Here is a 16,576-nt window from a genome sequence, read left to right on the forward strand (position 1 = left end):
CGGCGCCGGCCGTGATGTGCTGGTCCCCGTGACCACGACCTTCCGCCTCGGCTTCGTCGACGGGGCCACCCCCGACAAGTGGGCCGCCCGCTGGCGCGAGCGCCACCCCCGCGAGCGCCTCGAGCTGGTGCCGGTGACCGCGGACGACCAGGAGCGCGTGCTGCGCGACGACGAGGTCGACATGTGCCTCGTGCGCCTGCCCGTCACCACCGACGGGCTCCACGTCGTGCGCCTGTACGACGAGCAGCAGGTCGTCGTCGCGGGCCTCGACCACGTCGTCGGCGCGGTGGACGAGGTCGAGCTCGCCGACCTGGCCGACGAGCAGCTCGTGACCGACCCCGCCCGGGTGCCCGGCTGGGCCGAGGTCGCCCGGGTCGAGCGGCTCCCGTGGCCGGCGATGAGCGACCGCGAGGCCGTCGAGGTGGCGGCGAGCGGCTCGGGGGTGGCGGTGCTGCCCCTGGCCCTGGCGCGGCTGCACCACCGCAAGGACGTCGTGCACCGACCGGTGACGGACCTGCCGCCGACGACCGTGGCCCTCGCCTGGCGCGTCGAGCGTGACGACGACCGCACCCAGGAGATGGTGGGCATCACGAAGGGCCGCACGGCGCGCAGCAGCCGCGGATGAAGTTGCACGTCGCAACGATCTGAGGCAATGTCACGAGGTCCGGCGGCGGACCGAGCAACGGGCCGTCGCTTTCGTGAACCCGAGAGGAACGCGTGACCGTTCTCGACCCGAAGCCCGCTGCCGACGATGCCGAGGAGCACCGCGAGCCGTCCGCCGAGACGGGGTCGCACCCCGCGCTCGACGTGTCCCCGCCCGTGGAGCGCCGACCCCCGACCGCCTCGCTCGACCCCTGGGTCTTCGGCGTCACCGCGATCTTCGCGGTCGCCTTCCTCCTCTGGGGCTTCCTCGGCACCGACTCGCTCTCGAACGCCTCGTCGGAGGCCCTGACCTGGATCGTCGAGCACCTCGGCTGGCTCTTCGTGCTGGCCTCGTCCGGCTTCGTCGTGTTCGTCCTGTGGCTGGCGCTGAGCCGCTACGGCTCCATCCCGCTCGGTCGCGACGACGAGGAGCCGGAGTTCCGCACCGTCTCGTGGATCGCCATGATGTTCAGCGCGGGCATGGGCATCGGCCTCATGTTCTACGGCGTGAGCGAGCCCGTCTCGCACTTCACCACCGGCCCGCCCGGCACGGGTGACGCCGGCGACCAGAAGACCGCGCTCGCCACCACCCTCTTCCACTGGGGCCTGCATCCCTGGGCCACCTACGCCGTCCTCGGTCTGGCCGTCGCGTACGGCGTCTACCGCAAGGGCCGCGTGCAGCTCGTCAGCGCCGCCTTCGAGGCCGTCCTCGGCCGCCGCGCCCACGGGCCCATCGGCAAGGTCATCGACATCCTCGCGATCTTCGCGACGCTCTTCGGCTCGGCCGCGTCCCTCGGTCTCGGCGCGCTGCAGATCAGCAGCGGGCTGCAGATCGTCGCGGGCATCGGCGAGGTCGGCAACATCGTGCTCGTCTCGATCATCGCGGGCCTGACCGCCGCCTTCGTCGTCTCGGCCGTCTCGGGCGTCGCCCGCGGCATCCAGTGGCTCTCCAACATCAACATGGTGCTGGCGCTCGCCCTGGCCCTGTTCGTCTTCGTCGTCGGCCCGACGGTCTTCATCCTCGACATGCTGCCGAGCGCGCTCGCCTCCTACGGCGGCGACCTCGCCGAGATGGCCGGCCGCGTGCCGTCCGACACCGACACCGCCTCCGACGGCTCCACCGCCGCGACCTGGCTCTCGAGCTGGACGATCTTCTACTGGGCGTGGTGGCTGTCCTGGACGCCGTTCGTCGGCCTCTTCATCGCGCGGATCTCGCGTGGACGCACCATCCGCCAGTTCGTCGCCGGCGTGCTGCTGGTCCCCACCGCCGTGAGCCTCGTGTGGTTCGCGATCTTCGGTGGCGCGGCCATCCACCTCGAGGAGATGGGCCGCGACATCGCCGGCGCCGCCGGCCTGGAGAGCCAGCTCTTCACGGTGCTCGAGGCCTACCCCCTGGCGACGCTGACCAGCATCGTCGTCATGGTGCTCGTCGCGATCTTCTTCGTCTCCGGCGCCGACGCCGCCTCGATCGTCATGGGCCAGCTCTCCGAGCGCGGCGCCAGCGAGCCGCGACGCTGGACCGTCGTGTTCTGGGGCTGCCTGACCGGTGCCGTCGCCGCCGTCATGCTGCTCGTCGGCGGCTCGGACGCGCTGCAGGGTCTGCAGAACATCACCATCGCGGCCTCGGTGCCGTTCGTCCTGGTGATGATCGGTCTGTGCTTCGCCCTGGTGAAGGACCTGCGCACCGACCCGATCGTCGTGCGCCGCCAGTACGCCGTGCAGGCCGTCGAGCAGGCCGTCCTCGCCGGCGTCACCGAGCACGGCGACGACTTCGTGCTCTCCTACGAGGGCACCGAGCCCGGCGAGGGCCTCGGCGACTACATGGCCAACGGCCACCCGGTCAGCACCACGGCCGTGCCCGACGCGGTCACGGCCGCCCCGGGCAGCACCGGCGTGGCCGGTGCTCCCCCGGTGGACCCCACGAAGTAGCACCACCCACGAGCACCACCGCTACGGCGCGGGGCCCGGGCAGACCAGCCCGGGCCCCGCGCCGTACCCGTTCCGCAGCGGGTCACTCTCCGGCGCCCCGTCACCGGCCGGGATCGTTCGGGTGTGCGGCGAGCGGCTCGACCCGGGTGCGCAGGTGCGGGGCGAACGGCAACGACGCCAGGGCGGCCTCGAGGGCGGCGTCGTCCTCGGCCCGCCACAGGCCCACGTTGCGCCACCCGGTGCCCGCCGGGCGCCACAGGCGCACCAGCGTGCCGGCGGCGGCCAGCTCGCCGGCGCGCCGCGACTCCGCGGCCCGCAACGCCTCGAGCTCGCCGGGAGGGACGCCGTCGACGTCGACGACCTCCATGGTGACCAGGTACTCGCGCAGGGGGCGGTCCCCCCGTCCGCTCCCCGGCCCGTCCGCCGGCGCGCTCACCGGACGGGGCCCGTGGAGTCGCGCACCACGAGCTCGATGGGGGCGTCCACGACCTCCGCGATGGACTCGGTCGGCGGCAGGGTGGTGAGCAGCTCGATGCCCCGCGCCCCGAGCTCCTGCAGGGGCATCCGGACGGTGGTGAGGCGGGGAACGACGTACTCGGCGATCTCGGCGTCGTGCACCGCGACCACCGACGCCTGGTCGGGCACCCTGACACCGGCGTCGCGCAGGCCCTCCAGCGCGCCGATCCCCGAGGGCAGGTTGGCCGCGACGATCCCCGTGACGTCCGGGGCGTCACGCACCAGCGCGGTCGCGGCGGCGCGGCCACCGGCGGCCGTGTAGTCGCCGGCCAGCTGGCGCACCGTCGCGCCCCGGTGCTCGCCGACGGCCGCCCGGAAGCCGGCCCAGCGTCGCTGAGCCGTGTCGGCGTCCGCGGGTCCGCCCACGAAGGCGAGGTGCCGGTGCCCGAGGGCGAGGAGGTGGCCGGCGGCCTCACCCGCCGCCCGCTCGTCGTCGAGGACGAGGTGGCGGGCGACGCCCGGGACGCTGCGGTTGACCAGCAGGTAGGGCACGCGCAGGCTCGCGAGCTCCACGGCAGAGCCACCCGCCACGAGCAGGCCGTCCACCCGCCCGCCGTCCAGGGCCTCGTACCAGGCGGACCGGCTCCACCCCTCGCCGCTCGAGGTCATCATCACCGAGCCGCGGCGCGCGGCGGCGGTCTCGGCGCCGGCGATGATCTGGGCGTAGACCGGGTTGCTGAAGTTCGGGATGACGAGGCCGAACGCCCCCGCCTTGGCCGAGCGCAGGCTGCGCGCGATCGCGTTCGGGCGGTAGCCCAGCTCGCGGGCCTGCTGGTGGATCCGCTCCTTGGTCTCGTCGAGGACCTTGACGTCGTGTCCCCGCAGCACGCGCGAGACCAGCGACACGTCGACCCCCGCCGCGCGGGCGACGTCGGCGAGGGTGACGCGCTGCGGGGGGCTCATGGCCCCACCCTCCCCCATCAGGTGCCGACCGTGCGCGACGGAACCTGCACGAGCTCGAGCGTGATCCGGTCGGGGTCGAGGAAGTAGCAGGTGAATCCCCCGCGGTTGACGCCCGAGGTGATCGCCTGGGGCGGGGAGACGAACTCGACCCCGGCGGCGTGCAGTCGCTCGTAGGTCCCCACGGCGTCGTCGACCGCGAAGGCGAGGTGCGACGCCCCGGGCCGGTTCCGCTCCGTGCTCGTCGGCTCGGCGCGGGGCGCGACGTACTCGACCAGCTCCAGGTCGTGGCTCGACGCACCCCTCGGCACGCCGGGCACCCGCAGCTGCGCGATCCGCAGGCTCGCGTCGGGATACCCCACGAGGCTGCGGGTGTAGGCGTTGTCCTGGTCCTGGCGGTGCACGAGCTCCATCCCGAGGACGTCGGCGTAGAAGGCCACCGACCGGTCGATGTCGGCGACGGTGAAGCTGAAGTGCCAGATCCCGATCACGCCTCGGCCCCGCCCACCATCGTCCGCAGAGCGGCCTCGACGTCCCCGGTCTGCGGCAGCAGCACGGCGGCGAGCTGGGGCGCCGACGGGATCCGCGAGTCGTCCAGCGCCACGCGTCGCGGCGGCGTTCGCAGCTCCACGCCCGACTCCGCCACCCGCGCCACCACCTCGGCGCCGAAGCCGCCGGTGCGGGAGGCCTCGTGCACGACGAGGAGGCGCCCGGTGCGCCCGACGCTCTCGAGGACCGCGTCCCAGTCGAACGGGTTGAGCCAGACCATCTCGAGCAGGTCGACGGTCACGCCCTGGGACTCGAGACGGTCGACGGCGTCGAGCACCTTGGTCGTCACGGCACCCCAGCACACGACGGTGGCGTCGGTACCGCTGCGCAGGCGGCGGTGGCCGCCGATGGGCCGGACGGGACCGCCGACCTCCACGGCCTCCTTCGCCCCGGCGTACAGGGTGCGGTTCTCGATGACCACCGTGGGGTCGTCGCAGGCGACCGCCGAGAGCAGCAGGTCGTAGGAGTCCTGCGGCGTGCGCGGCATGCACACCCGGATGCCGGGCACGTGCAGCAGCAGCGCCTCGAGGTTCTGGGAGTGCTGGGCGCAGGCGCCGGGGGCGTTGCCCTGCTGCGTGCGGATCGTCAGGGGCGCGCTCGTGCGCCCCGCGGAGACGTAGCGGACGTTCGCCGCCTGGTTGACGATCTGGTCGAAGGCCACGAGCGAGAAGTCGATCCACATGATCTCGACGATCGGACGGCGGCCGAACGAGGCGGCGCCGACCGCAGCGCCCAGCATCGCGGTCTCGCTGATCGGGGTGTCGAAGACCCGGTCGCCGAAGCGCTTGGCGAGACCGCGGGTGACGCCGAACACACCGCCGGGCTTGGCGACGTCCTCGCCGTACAGCAGCGTCTCCGGCACCTCCTCCAGCGCGCGGGCGAGGGCGGCGTTCACCGCGCCGCCGACGTTGAGCTTCACGATCTCAGGCATAGAGGTGGTCCTTCGCGGTCGCGGGGTCGGTCAGCGGGTCGGCGAGCGCGGCGTTCGCGGCCGCGTCGATCTCGGCGCGGGCGCGCTCCTCGCAGCGGGCGACGGCGTCGGGGGCGACGCCGTCGGCGAGCAGCTCCCGGGTCAGGCGCGCGATGGGCTCGAGGTGCAGGTCGCGCTCGAGCTCGCCTGCGGGGCGGTACTGCTCGGCGTCGCCGATGTAGTGCCCGACGATGCGCTGGGTGTGGGCCTCGATGAAGGACGGACCGCGTCCGGCCGCCGCCGACTCCACCGCGAGCCGCGTCGCCGTGCGCACCTGGGCGAGGTCGTTGCCGTCGATGCGCACGGCGGGGATCCCCAGCGCGGTGGCGCGCCGGGACAGGTCGGGCTGGGCGACCATGTCGTCGATCGGCGTCAGCTCGGAGTAGCGGTTGTTCTCGCAGACGAACACGACGCCCAGGGCGAACGCGGCGGCGAAGTTCATCGCCTCGGCCACCGCCCCCTGGTTGATCGCACCGTCACCGAACACCGTCATGGCGACGCGGCCGGAGCCGTCGTGCTTGCCCGCCAGGGCGGCACCCACCGCGATCGGCGCGCCGGCGCCGACGATCGAGTTCTCGCCGTGGAACCCGTGCTGGGGCGCCGAGAAGTGCGCGGAGCCTCCGCGGCCCCCGTTGACGCCGGTCGCCCGGCCCATCAGCTCGGCGAGGACCTCGCGGGGCGGCACCCCCCGGGCGACGGCCCACCCGTGGCCACGGTAGGTCGCGTACAGCGCGTCCTGCGGCCGCAGCTGGCTGGTGGCACCGACGGCGACGGCCTCCTGGCCGTTGGCCAGGTGCACCGAACCGACGATGGGGCCCTCGAGCCGGAGGTCGCGGATCTTCTCCTCCAGCGCACGGATGCGCCACATCGAGAGGAGGTCGTCGAGCTTCATGCGGGGTCCTTCCACGGTCGGGGTTCGGTGCGGAGCGTGTCGCTCCAGAGGGCGAGGGAGGCGCGGCTCAGGCGTACGGCGTCGCCCACGGCACCCTGGTCGGCCGCGACGTCCACGGGGGGCAGCGACGGGTGCTCCCGCAGCCACTCCTCGAGGACGACCGCGAGGGTCTCGTTCCGCCGCCGCGACTCCAGGGCGAGGCCGTAGACCACGTCGTGGGCCTCCTCGCGTCCCAGGTGGGTCGCGAGCCGGATCATCGCGTGCTCGCTCATGATGAGGCCGCCGTCGGCGGCGAGGTTCGAGCGCATGCGCTCGGGATAGACGGCCAGGGAGGCGACGAGCTCGACGGCCAGGCGCAGCGCCGAGCTGCCGTTGGCGAAGAGCGCCGGGAGCAGCACCCACTCCACCTGCCACTCGCCGGCCGACCGCTCGTGGCCCGCCTCGGCCGCGCGCGACAGCCCCGGGAGCGCCGAGCGCGCGGCCACGGCGAACCCGATGATGGACTCGCTCGTGATCGGGTTCGCCTTCTGCGGCATGGTCGAGGAGGCGCCCCGGTGGTGGCCGACGGTCTCGCCGATCTCGCCGATCTCTGTGCGGGACAGGTCGGTGACCTCGCGGGCGAGCCGGGCGGCGGTGGTCGCGGCCCCCACGACGACGCCGGCGACGTGCACGATCGAGTCGCGCGCCACGTGCCAGGGCACCTCGGTGTCGACGAGTCCCAGGTGGTCCGCGACGAGCGAGCGGACCCGGGTGGCCTCGGGCCCGAGCGCCGCCGACGTGCCTCCGGCGCCGAAGAGCGAGACCCGGCGGACGTCGTCACGGGCGGCGAGCAGGCGCGCCCGGTGCCGGCGCACCTCGTCGAGGTAGACCGCCAGCTTCGCGCCGAGCGTGGTCGGCACGGCCTGCTGGCCGTGCGTGCGCCCGGGCATCACGGTCGCCTCGTGCGCCACGACGAGCGCGGCGAGGCCGTCCCCCAGCTCACGCAGGCGCTCCTCGACGACCGCCATGGCTGCGTCGAGCTGCAGGGCCAGCCCGCTGTCCATGATGTCCTGCGTCGTCGCCCCGAAGTGCACGCTGCCGCGCATGTCCGCGGGGAGCGCGGCGTCGACCTGTCGCACGAGGTTGAGGATCGGGTAGCCCACGTTGCGGGCTCCCTCCCACAGCGCCGGGAGGTCGATGAGGCCGGGGTCGGCACAGGCGGCCTGGATGGCGGCGGCCCGCGCGGCATCCACGATCCCGAGCTGTGCCTGCGCCTGGGCGAGGGCGGACTCGACCCGCACCCAGCACGCCACGGTCTCCTCGGCGGAGAACACCGCGGCCATCTCCTGGTCCCCGTACAGCTCCCAGAGCAGGTCGAACGGGCCCGTTCGTCGACTCATCAGTCCATCTCCAATCCACCGTCGACGTTGATCGCCTGCCCGGTCACGAACGAGGAGGCGGGACCGGCGAGGAAGGCCACGACCGCGGCCAGCTCCCGGGGTTCCCCCACCCGCCCGAGCGCGGCGCGCCCGGACTGCTCCTGCAGGTAGCGCTGCCCCGCGCCCGGGCCGAACTCGGCGTCGCGGTCGCGCAGGATGCCCTGCCACATGTCGGTCAGGAAGATCCCCGGGCACACGGCGTTGACGCGGGTCCGCGGAGCGAGCGCGAGGGCCGCCGACTTCGTCAGCGACAGCAGCGCCGCCTTCGTCGCGGCGTAGTCCGCCGCATTGGGCCGGCCCGAGCGCGCGGCGACCGAGGCGACGTTCACGATGCTGCTGCCCTCGCCCATGAGGCGGGCGGCCGCCTGCGTGGTCGCGAAGACCCCCGACAGGTTGACCGCCAGCGTCCGGTCCCACTGGTCGAAGCCGAGGTCGGCAAGCGGCGTCGTGCGCATGACGCCGACGGCGTTGACGAGCACGTCGAGGCCGTCGAGGCCCGCGACCTCCAGGGCGAGGCCCGGCAGCGCCGCGGCCTGCTCCTTGGTCGACAGGTCGAGCGCGAGGGCGTGCACACGACCGGGGTACGCCGTACCCAGCTCGTCGGCCACGGCCCCCACCGGGGAGCCGGGCGCGTCGCTCAGCACGACGACGGCCCCGCCCTCGAGGAAGGCCTCGGCGCACGCCCGGCCCAGCCCGCCCGCGCCGCCGGTGACGAGGGCGCGGCGACCGGCGAGCCCGGCCTGGCCCGTCCCCGTCACCGGTCCACGTCCTCGGCCCGACCGCTGGCGATGGAGGCGTAGAGCGCCTCGACGAGCCGGAGGGTGCCGACGTTGTCGGCGGCCGATGTCGGCGCGGGCTCGCCCGTGGCGATCCAGCGCAGCAGGCCCTTCATCGGTCCGGCGAAGGCGTCCGGGATCCAGCGGCGGGTGACCGGGAACGGCACCCAGCCGTCGGTCGGCACGACCCGGCTGAACAGCTCGACGGTGTCGGGGCGCCCGTGCGGGTAGTCGAGGAGCATGCCCAGCTCGCCGCGCACGGACCCCTCCGAGCCGTCGAGGCGGAACTCGGCCCGTGCGTCGCCGCCGAGGTTCTCGTGGTTGACGTGCAGGCCGGCGCTCGCGCCCGAGGGGAAGCGCAGGGTCGTCATCGTGCGCGTCTCCGCGGCGGGTGCCTGACCGGGCCGGCGGCCCGCGGCGCAGTACGCCGACGTCGGGTCGCCCAGGATCGAGCGGATCGCGTCGAGGTAGTGGATGGAGTGGTAGGCGATCTCCAGGCGGTCGGAGGTGAGCAGCCAGGGCCACGCGCCGAAGTCGGTCGCGATGTCGACGTGCACCGTGAGCGCGGTCGGCTCCCCGATCCAGCCCGCTTCCGCGACGGCCCGCGCGACGGCGATGCCCTCGTCGAAGCGCAGCTGCTGGTTGACGGCGACGCGCACGCCGGCCGCCTCGGCCAGGTCGCGGAGCTCCTCGGCCGTCGTCACGTCGGGCGCGAACGGCTTCTGGCACAGCAGGTGCTTGCCGGCCGCCACGGCCGCCCGCACGATGTCGGGCTGCGCGGTGGCGACGACGGCCACGTCGATCACCTGCACCCGCTCGTCCGCGAGCACCTCGTCGAGGCTGCCGTAGACGCGGTCGATGCCGTGACGCCGCGCGACGTCCTCGGCCCGGGTGGCGTCGATGTCGTGGATGCCGACGACCTCGAGGCCCGCGGCCCGGTACGCCGGGAGGTGGGCGACGTCGACGATGGCACCCGCGCCGACGACCGCGATCGGCACCCGGTGCTCGACGGGGACGCGGAGGTCGACCGCGTCGGCGACCGGGCCCCAGAGCTCGATCCCGGTCGGTCCGGTCGCGCCGGCCGGTGCGGCGCTCATGCGGCCACCCCGATCCCGCAGCCGTAGACGGCACGGGCGGTGCCACCGAGCACGGCGACCTGCTCGTCGGGGCTCAGCGGCGCCAGCAGCTCGGTGACGACCTCCCACCAGCGCCCGTGGCCGCCGGCGAGGATGCTGACGGGCCAGTCGCTGCCGAACATGAGGCGGTCGGCACCGAAGCAGTCGAGGGCGTGCTCGACGTACGGTGCGAGGTCGCCCGCCGTGTAGCCGGGCGCCGCGGCCGTGTCGAGCCCGGAGATCTTGGCCGTGACGTTGGGGTGCGCGGCGGCCGCCCGCAGCAGCTCGGCCCACGGCTCCCAGCTGCCCGCGGCGACGGGCGGCTTGGCCAGGTGGTCGATCACGAGGCGCAGCTCGGGGTGCCGGGCGGCGAGCGTGGGCACGTGCTCGAGGTGGCGGGGCTCGACGGCGACGACGTCGTACGCCAGGCCCGCCCGGGCGACGGCGCCGAGGCCGTCGAGGACCGGCGCGCGCACGACCCAGTCGGCGTCGGGCTCGTCGTGGATCTGGTGGCGCAGGCCCACGACCCGCGGCTCCCCGGCGTACCGCTCGAGAGCGGCGGCGAGCACCGTCGGGTCGTCGAGCGGCGCCCAGGCGACGACACCGACGACCCGCGGCCAGGCGTCGGCGGCGGCGAGCATCGCCTCGGTGTCGGCGAACGTGCCGTCCGCCTGGACGAGGACGACGTCGTCGACGCCGCTCGCCGCCACCAGTGGCTCGGCGTCGGCGACGCCGAAGCTCGCGTGCAGGGGCCCGGCGTCGGGCGTGAGCCAGCCGTAGCGGCCCTCCCCCAGCGTCCAGAGGTGCTGGTGCGCGTCGAGCACGCGCTGTCCGTGGATCATCTGCTCCTCGTCTCGGATGGGTGGCGCGGGGCGACGGTGCGCCCGGCGACCTGGTGCTGCAGCGACCACACCAGCGACGGCCGGTGCGGGGTCGGCAGCGTCGTGAGGGGCGTGAAGCCCTCGACGTGGACGGCCATGCGGTCCTGCCAGCGGCGGTTGGCCGCGTCGTCGGCGATCGCCGCCTCGAGCGCCGGGTAGTCGTCGACGTCGACGAGGTGCAGCAAGGAGCGCTCCTCCCGCCAGATCACCCAGTCCCGCACGCCGTGCGCGCGGAGCGTGGCAAGGAGGTCGTCGGGCACGCGGGCGTGCTCGGCGTCGTAGGCCTCCTCGTGGCCCGGGCGCAGCGTGCTGAGCAGGACGGTGGCGCGCAGGGTCACGGTCGACCCGTCCCGGCGCCCGCGGTGACCGGCTGCGCGTGCTCGGCCGGCTCGGCCGCCGGGTCCGGCGAGGGGACCGGGGGCTCGGTCGAGCGGAGGCTGACGCGCTGCTTGTTGCGCAGCGCCACCGTGTACATGCCCGCCGCGACGATGAGGACGACGCCCTCGATCAGGCCCTGGTAGTTGGCTCCCAGGTTCAGCACGTTGAAGCCGTTGGCCAGGGTCACGAGGATGAGCGCGCCGACGAGCGACTTGGCGACGCTGCCGAGCCCGCCGAAGAGCGAGGTGCCGCCGAGGATGGCCGCCGCGAGCGCGGTCAGCTCGAAACCGCTGAGGCCCGTCGGGTTGATCGAGCCCAGCCGGCTCGCGTAGAGGACGCCGACGAACGCGGCGGCGGTGCCGTTGAGCACGAACGCCATCACGCGGTAGCGGTCGACGGCGACGCCGGACAGGCGCGCGGCCTCCGCGTTGCCGCCGGTGGCGTAGAGACGGCGCCCGACGGTCGTGTAGCGCAGCACCCACGCCGCCACGGCGACCAGCACGAGCATGTAGAGCGCACGCTGGCTGAGCCGCACCGTGAAGACGGCGACCGGTGACGCAGCGAGCAGCGCGACGCCGGCGACGAGCGGCAGCCACGTGGCCGGGCGGCGGCGCTCCTCGGGGCGCTCGCGGCCGGACCACAACCGCCAGGCGGCGACGGCGAGCAGCACCAGGCCCGCCAGCAGGTAGAGGTTCGGCGTCACCCAGCGGGAGCCGTCGAGCGCGCGCAGGGCGTCACGGTCGGCGCCGTCGCTCGCGGTCACGGTGCGGCCGTCGGTGATGATGAGCACCAGTCCGCGCACAGCGGTGAGCGTGCCCAGGGTGACGATGAACGCGTTGATCCCGACGTACTGCACCACCACGCCGTTGAAGAGACCGATGCCGGCCCCGGCGAGCAACGCCACGGCGAAGGCCCCGTAGAAGCCCAGCGCCGGCATCAGCCCCAGGCAGGTCGCCGCCCCCAGGGCGGCGACGGACCCGACCGAGAGGTCGAAGTTGCCCGAGATCAGCACGATCGTCGTGGTGACGACCAGGATCCCCAGCAGGGCGGTCTGGTCGATGATGTTGGAGACGTTCGTCGGGGAGACGTACGTCGGGCGGCCCGCGCTCGCCGTGGCGAGGCTGAGCACGACGACGAGGGCGGCGAACGCGTAGACCACGCCGGCGTTGCTCGGGTGGAGCCACGCGGGCACCCGCGGGCGGGACGCCCCCTGCGGGGTCACGACCTTCTCAGACATGGACGACCTCTCGGCTTCCGGCGCCCAACCCGTGGGCGAGCATGATGAGTTGTTCCTCGGTGGTGTCGTGCGCGGGCAGGTCGTGCACGACGCGGCCGCCGCGCACGACGAGCACGCGGGTCGCGACGGACAGCAGCTCGTCGAAGTCGCTGCAGGCCAGGACGACCGCCCGCCCCTCGGCAGCGAGACGCCGCACGAGCTGGAGGATCTCGGCCTTGGCCCCGACGTCGACCCCCGCCGTCGGCTCGTCGAGCAGCCACACCGACTTGTCGGCGTACAACCACTTGGCGAAGACGACCTTCTGGGCGTTGCCGCCGGACAGCTCGCTGGGCAGGGCGTCGGGCCCGGACGCGACGATGCCCAGCTCCTCGATGGCCCGCTGTGCGGTCGCCCGCTCGCGGGCCTCCTGCGGCAGGAACCGCCGCAGGGCGCTGCGCTCGAGGTCGGGCAGGCTGATGTTCTTCCACAGGGGCTCGTCGGGGTGCAGACCCTGGTTGACGCGGTCCTCCGGGACGTAGGCGCACCCCGCCGCCACGGCGGCGCGGGGGGACCGCTTCAGGCGTTCGCCGCGCACCTCCACGACCCCGGAGGCCGCGCGGTCGGCGCCGAAGACGGCGTCGAGGATCTCGGAGCGTCCCGAGCCCAGGAGCCCGGCGAGGCCGACGATCTCCCCCGCCCGCACCTGGAAGGACACGTCGCGCACCCCGACCGGGGCGTTCAGGCCCCGGACGTCGAGCAGCACCTCGCCCGGCGGACGCTCGCCGCCGGCCGCCGCCTCGACGGCCAGCAGCTCGCGACCGGCGATGGCCTGCACGAGGCGCTCCTCGGTGAGGGTCGCGGTGGGCTCGTCGAGCAGGGCCCGCCCGTCGCGGAGCACCGTCACGTGATCGGTGATCTCGAGGATCTCGTCGAGGAAGTGGGAGATGAAGACGAAGGTCGTGCCATCCGCCGCCAGCCGCTTCACCGCGTCGAGGACGATGCGGCGCTCGGCCTCCGAGAGGGAGGCGGTGGGCTCGTCCATGATGACGAGCTGGGCGCCCAGCGCCAGCGACTGCAGGATCGCGATCATCTGGCGGGTGCCGATGGGCAGGCTGGCCACCTGGACGTCGGGGTCGATGTCGTAGCCGAGCCGCTCGACGAGACGGGCGAACTCGGCCCGCATGCCCGCGGTGCGCCGCCAGGGGCCGCGCCGCCAGAGGAACACGTTCTCCAGCGCCGAGAGCGTCGGCACCAGGGGGACGTGCTGGTGGATCGTGGCGAGGCCGGCCGCCTGGGCGTCCCCCGGGTCCTTCCACGCCCGCTCCTCGCCGGCCCAGTGGATGGTGCCGCTGGTGACCGGCTGCACGCCGCTCACGCACTTGATGAGCGTCGACTTGCCGGCGCCGTTCGCCCCGACGAGCCCGTGCACCGCGCCGCGGCGCACGACGAGGTCGACCCCGCGCAGCGCCTGCGTGCCGTTGCCGAACCGCTTCGTCACGTTCCTCAGCTCGAGCAGGACCTCGCCCGCCGTGCCTTCCCTCATGCCCCTCGCCCTTCTCGCATCGCCCGTGGGGTGCCTGCCGGTGGCGGGTGCGGGCCCGTCGGGGACCCGCACCCGGTGCGGTGAGGAGGCGGTCGCCTCCTCACCGGTTCACCACTGCGGGTCGCAGTCGTCCACGTTGTCGGCGGTGATGGCCGGGGTCTCGTACGAGACGAACTCAGCCTCGCGGGTCTCCTCGCCCGTCAGGTGGTCGTAGATCACCTGCATGGCGAGCTCGCCCAGGTCGCGGGGCTTGAAGCAGACCGTGCCGTAGACGCTGCCGGACTCCACGCCGTCGATGCCGAGCTGCGAGCCGCCGATGCCGATGACGACCGCGTCGGAGCCGGCCGACTCGACGGCCTGGGCGCAGCCCACCGCCATGTCGTCGCTCTCGGCGTACAGCACGTCGAGGTCGGGGTTGCTCGCCAGCAGGTTCTGGCAGGCGCCCTGGGCGCCCTCGACGGTCCAGTCACCCGGCTGGCGGGCGACCACGTCGAACGTCACGCCCGCCTCCTCGGCCGGGTCGAGGAACTCCGCGAAGCGCAGCTCGACCTCGGCGAAGCCCGCCGCGCCCTCGACCACCGCGAGCTTGCCGCCCTCGGGCAGCGCCTGCAGCGCGAGCTCACCGGCGGTGCGGCCCGCGGCCAGCTCGTCCTGGGTGACCAGGGCCGTGAGCTCCTCGTACACGTCCTCGAGGTCGCGCTCGCTCGGGTCACCGACCTGCGAGGCGACCGCCACCACGGGGATGTCCGCCCCGCGGAGCTGGTCGACGAGGCCGACCGCGACGCCGGAGTCGACCGGCAGGAGCAGCACGCCGTCCGGCGCCTGGCCGATCAGGTCCTGCACGTCGTTGGACTGCTTCTCGGTGTCGCTCTGGGCGTCGAGCTCGACGATCGTCACGCCGAGCTCGTCGGCGCGGGCCTTGATGCCCTCGCCGATCGCCGACGGGAACGGGAAGCTGAGGCCGAGGTTGGACACCCCGACGGTCAGCTCGCCGGAGTCGGAGCCCGACCCGCTCTCGGCACCGTCGACCTCGCCGCACGCAGCGAGCCCCAGAGCCATCACACACGCCAATCCACCGAGGAGGGGGCGTCGGTTCATCGTTGTTTCTCCCTTGCCTGGACGCGACGTCGCGCCGGTCCCACCGACGACGACACCCGAGGTGGTCGGCCGCTCCTGAGCGGCTCCAGTGGACCGTTCAAACGTTTGACTGGTTGAACCGTACGTGAGGCGCATCTCATTGGCAAGGAGGTTCGAGACGTGGGTCACGCGGGGTCTGGACCACCCCGCACCGGCACACGTCGGGTCCCGGGGCGCCCCGGGACCCGACGGCGCACTCACCAGCCGGCGGGCAGGGGCCGACCCTCCTGGTAGCCGGCGGCCGACTGCACGCCGACGACGGCGCGCTCGTGCAGCTCGGCGAGCGACCGGGCGCCGGCGTAGGTGCACGCCGAGCGCACGCCGGCGCAGATCTGGTCGACGAGGTCCTCGACGCCGGGGCGCTGCGGGTCGACGTACATGCGGGAGGAGGAGATGCCCTCCTCGTAGAGCGCCTTGCGGGCGCGGTCGTACGCCGACGCGGTGGCGGTGCGATGCGCCACCGCGCGGGCCGAGGCCATCCCGAACGAGACCTTGTAGGCGCGGCCGTCGGCGTCGACCTGCAGGTCGCCCGGCGACTCGTGGGTGCCGGCGAACCAGGAGCCCACCATCACCGAGGACGCGCCGGCCGCGAGGGCGAGCGCGACGTCGCGCGGGTGGCGCACGCCGCCGTCGGCCCACACGTGGCCACCCTCGGCGCGGGCGGCCTCGGCGCACTCGAGCACTGCGGAGAACTGGGGGCGGCCGACGCCGGTCATCATGCGGGTCGTGCACATGGCGCCGGGGCCCACGCCGACCTTGACGATGTCGGCGCCCGCGGCGAGGAGCTCGCGGGTGCCCTCGGCCGAGACGATGTTGCCGGCGGCGACCGGGACTCCCGGGTCCAGCGCGCGCACCGCCCGCAGGGCCTCCACCATGCGGCCCTGGTCGCCGTGCGCGGTGTCGACGACGAGCGTGTCGACCCCGGCGTCGAGGAGCGCCGCCGCCTTGCCGGCCACGTCGCCGTTCACGCCGACGGCCGCGGCGACCCGCAGGCGGCCGGCGTCGTCGGTGGCGGGCGTGTAGAGCGTGGCGCGCAGGGCCCCGACGCGGGTGAGCACGCCGATGAGCCGCCCGTCGGCGTCGACGGCCGGGGCCATCCGGACGCGGGCGCGGTCGAGCAGGTCGAACGCCTCCCGCGGGTCCGCGTCGGCGGGCACCGTCACCAGCGACGACGACATGACGTCGCGCACCTGCGTGAAGCGGTCGACGTCCACGCAGTCGTCGGAGGCCACGACCCCGACGGGCCGGCCGTCCTCGACGACGACCGCGGCCCGGTGGGAGCGCTTGGGGATGAGGGCGAGCGCCTCCCCCACGGTCTGGTCGCCGCGCAGCTCGATGGCCGTGTCGAAGACGAGGTGGCGCGACTTCACGTCCGCGACGACCTCGCGCACCACGTCGACCGGGATGTCCTGCGGGAGCACGGTGATGCCCCCGCGGCGGGCGACGGTCTCGGCCATCCGGCGGCCGGCGACGGCCGTCATGTTCGCCACGACGATCGGCAGGGTCGCGCCCGTGCCGTCCGTGGTGGCCAGGTCGACGTCGTACCGGCTCGTCACCGTCGAGTGCCGCGGCACCATGAAGACGTCGTCGTAGGTCAGGTCGTGGGCCGGGGCCCGGTCGTGGAGGAAACGCACGTGGATCCACGCTACGTCAGGGCACCGACCGACCGTCATTCCCCGGTGCGTGGCTCCCGGTGCGCAGCAGGGCGGGCCGG

At 74.2% G+C, this 16,576-nt stretch carries 16 protein-coding genes; 2 read left to right on the forward strand and 14 right to left on the reverse strand.

Annotated elements, in window-relative coordinates:
- Positions 1-28: 28 nt before the first annotated feature.
- Together ACOACO_RS12000 and ACOACO_RS12005 are read left to right on the forward strand one after the other, a co-directional pair.
- Complete coding sequence (locus ACOACO_RS12000) at positions 29-625, forward strand: LysR family transcriptional regulator substrate-binding protein (RefSeq protein WP_420296506.1); 597 nt, start codon at positions 29-31, stop codon at positions 623-625.
- A 92-nt stretch (positions 626-717) separates the two neighbouring features.
- Entirely contained in the window at positions 718-2,571 is a 1,854-nt protein-coding gene (locus tag ACOACO_RS12005; protein ID WP_420296507.1) for a BCCT family transporter, read from the forward strand.
- A gap of 100 nt (positions 2,572-2,671) precedes the next feature.
- Here ACOACO_RS12005 and ACOACO_RS12010 read toward each other — a convergent pair whose 3' ends face one another.
- From ACOACO_RS12010 to ACOACO_RS12075, 14 genes are all read right to left on the reverse strand, one after another.
- Positions 2,672-3,007, reverse strand: coding sequence for a muconolactone Delta-isomerase family protein (locus ACOACO_RS12010; RefSeq protein ID WP_420296508.1), 336 nt, complete (start codon positions 3,005-3,007; stop codon positions 2,672-2,674).
- Positions 3,004-3,990, reverse strand: a complete 987-nt coding sequence (locus ACOACO_RS12015) for a LacI family DNA-binding transcriptional regulator (RefSeq protein WP_420296509.1) — start codon at positions 3,988-3,990, stop codon at positions 3,004-3,006. Before ACOACO_RS12015 ends, ACOACO_RS12010 begins: the two co-directional genes overlap by 4 nt.
- 17 nt (positions 3,991-4,007) lie before the next feature.
- Positions 4,008-4,478, reverse strand: coding sequence for a VOC family protein (locus ACOACO_RS12020; protein WP_420296510.1), 471 nt, complete (start codon positions 4,476-4,478; stop codon positions 4,008-4,010).
- A complete protein-coding gene (locus tag ACOACO_RS12025; protein WP_420296511.1) occupies positions 4,475-5,467 on the reverse strand; it encodes an alpha-ketoacid dehydrogenase subunit beta in 993 nt (330 codons plus the stop codon). Before ACOACO_RS12025 ends, ACOACO_RS12020 begins: the two co-directional genes overlap by 4 nt.
- Positions 5,460-6,398 carry a thiamine pyrophosphate-dependent dehydrogenase E1 component subunit alpha gene (locus tag ACOACO_RS12030; protein ID WP_420296512.1) on the reverse strand — a complete coding sequence of 313 codons (939 nt, stop codon included), beginning with the start codon at positions 6,396-6,398 and terminating at the stop codon, positions 5,460-5,462. The genes ACOACO_RS12025 and ACOACO_RS12030 overlap by 8 nt, the downstream gene beginning before the upstream one ends.
- A complete protein-coding gene (locus tag ACOACO_RS12035; protein ID WP_420296513.1) occupies positions 6,395-7,777 on the reverse strand; it encodes a lyase family protein in 1,383 nt (460 codons plus the stop codon). Before ACOACO_RS12035 ends, ACOACO_RS12030 begins: the two co-directional genes overlap by 4 nt.
- Entirely contained in the window at positions 7,777-8,574 is a 798-nt protein-coding gene (locus ACOACO_RS12040) for an SDR family NAD(P)-dependent oxidoreductase (protein ID WP_420296514.1), read from the reverse strand. The genes ACOACO_RS12035 and ACOACO_RS12040 overlap by 1 nt, the downstream gene beginning before the upstream one ends.
- Entirely contained in the window at positions 8,571-9,689 is a 1,119-nt protein-coding gene (locus tag ACOACO_RS12045; RefSeq protein ID WP_420296515.1) for a Gfo/Idh/MocA family protein, read from the reverse strand. The genes ACOACO_RS12040 and ACOACO_RS12045 overlap by 4 nt, the downstream gene beginning before the upstream one ends.
- Positions 9,686-10,549, reverse strand: coding sequence for an amidohydrolase family protein (locus tag ACOACO_RS12050; protein ID WP_420296516.1), 864 nt, complete (start codon positions 10,547-10,549; stop codon positions 9,686-9,688). The genes ACOACO_RS12045 and ACOACO_RS12050 overlap by 4 nt, the downstream gene beginning before the upstream one ends.
- Positions 10,546-10,926, reverse strand: coding sequence for an L-rhamnose mutarotase (locus tag ACOACO_RS12055; RefSeq protein WP_420296517.1), 381 nt, complete (start codon positions 10,924-10,926; stop codon positions 10,546-10,548). The genes ACOACO_RS12050 and ACOACO_RS12055 overlap by 4 nt, the downstream gene beginning before the upstream one ends.
- Positions 10,923-12,203, reverse strand: a complete 1,281-nt coding sequence (locus ACOACO_RS12060; RefSeq protein ID WP_420296518.1) for an ABC transporter permease — start codon at positions 12,201-12,203, stop codon at positions 10,923-10,925. The genes ACOACO_RS12055 and ACOACO_RS12060 overlap by 4 nt, the downstream gene beginning before the upstream one ends.
- Positions 12,196-13,725, reverse strand: a complete 1,530-nt coding sequence (locus ACOACO_RS12065) for a sugar ABC transporter ATP-binding protein (protein WP_420296519.1) — start codon at positions 13,723-13,725, stop codon at positions 12,196-12,198. Before ACOACO_RS12065 ends, ACOACO_RS12060 begins: the two co-directional genes overlap by 8 nt.
- A 108-nt stretch (positions 13,726-13,833) precedes the next feature.
- Entirely contained in the window at positions 13,834-14,784 is a 951-nt protein-coding gene (locus ACOACO_RS12070) for a sugar ABC transporter substrate-binding protein (protein ID WP_420296520.1), read from the reverse strand.
- 275 nt (positions 14,785-15,059) lie between these two features.
- Positions 15,060-16,496 carry a GuaB1 family IMP dehydrogenase-related protein gene (locus ACOACO_RS12075; protein WP_420296521.1) on the reverse strand — a complete coding sequence of 479 codons (1,437 nt, stop codon included), beginning with the start codon at positions 16,494-16,496 and terminating at the stop codon, positions 15,060-15,062.
- Positions 16,497-16,576 lie beyond the last annotated feature (80 nt).

The sequence above is a fragment of the Nocardioides sp. CPCC 205120 genome, assembly GCF_048654585.1.
In the GTDB taxonomy this organism is placed as follows: Bacteria; Actinomycetota; Actinomycetes; order Propionibacteriales; family Nocardioidaceae; genus Nocardioides.

What these genes read in the sequence shown, in the direction of transcription:
- ACOACO_RS12050 (WP_420296516.1), bottom strand. Translation starts at nt 10,549, where the DNA reads ATGATCCACGGACAGCGCGTGCTCGACGCGCACCAGCACCTCTGGACG.
- ACOACO_RS12065 (WP_420296519.1), bottom strand. Translation starts at nt 13,725, where the DNA reads ATGAGGGAAGGCACGGCGGGCGAGGTCCTGCTCGAGCTGAGGAACGTG.
- ACOACO_RS12045 (WP_420296515.1), bottom strand. Translation starts at nt 9,689, where the DNA reads ATGAGCGCCGCACCGGCCGGCGCGACCGGACCGACCGGGATCGAGCTC.
- ACOACO_RS12030 (WP_420296512.1), bottom strand. Translation starts at nt 6,398, where the DNA reads ATGAAGCTCGACGACCTCCTCTCGATGTGGCGCATCCGTGCGCTGGAG.
- ACOACO_RS12060 (WP_420296518.1), bottom strand. Translation starts at nt 12,203, where the DNA reads ATGTCTGAGAAGGTCGTGACCCCGCAGGGGGCGTCCCGCCCGCGGGTG.
- ACOACO_RS12025 (WP_420296511.1), bottom strand. Translation starts at nt 5,467, where the DNA reads ATGCCTGAGATCGTGAAGCTCAACGTCGGCGGCGCGGTGAACGCCGCC.
- ACOACO_RS12035 (WP_420296513.1), bottom strand. Translation starts at nt 7,777, where the DNA reads ATGAGTCGACGAACGGGCCCGTTCGACCTGCTCTGGGAGCTGTACGGG.
- ACOACO_RS12015 (WP_420296509.1), bottom strand. Translation starts at nt 3,990, where the DNA reads ATGAGCCCCCCGCAGCGCGTCACCCTCGCCGACGTCGCCCGCGCGGCG.
- ACOACO_RS12070 (WP_420296520.1), bottom strand. Translation starts at nt 14,784, where the DNA reads ATGGCTCTGGGGCTCGCTGCGTGCGGCGAGGTCGACGGTGCCGAGAGC.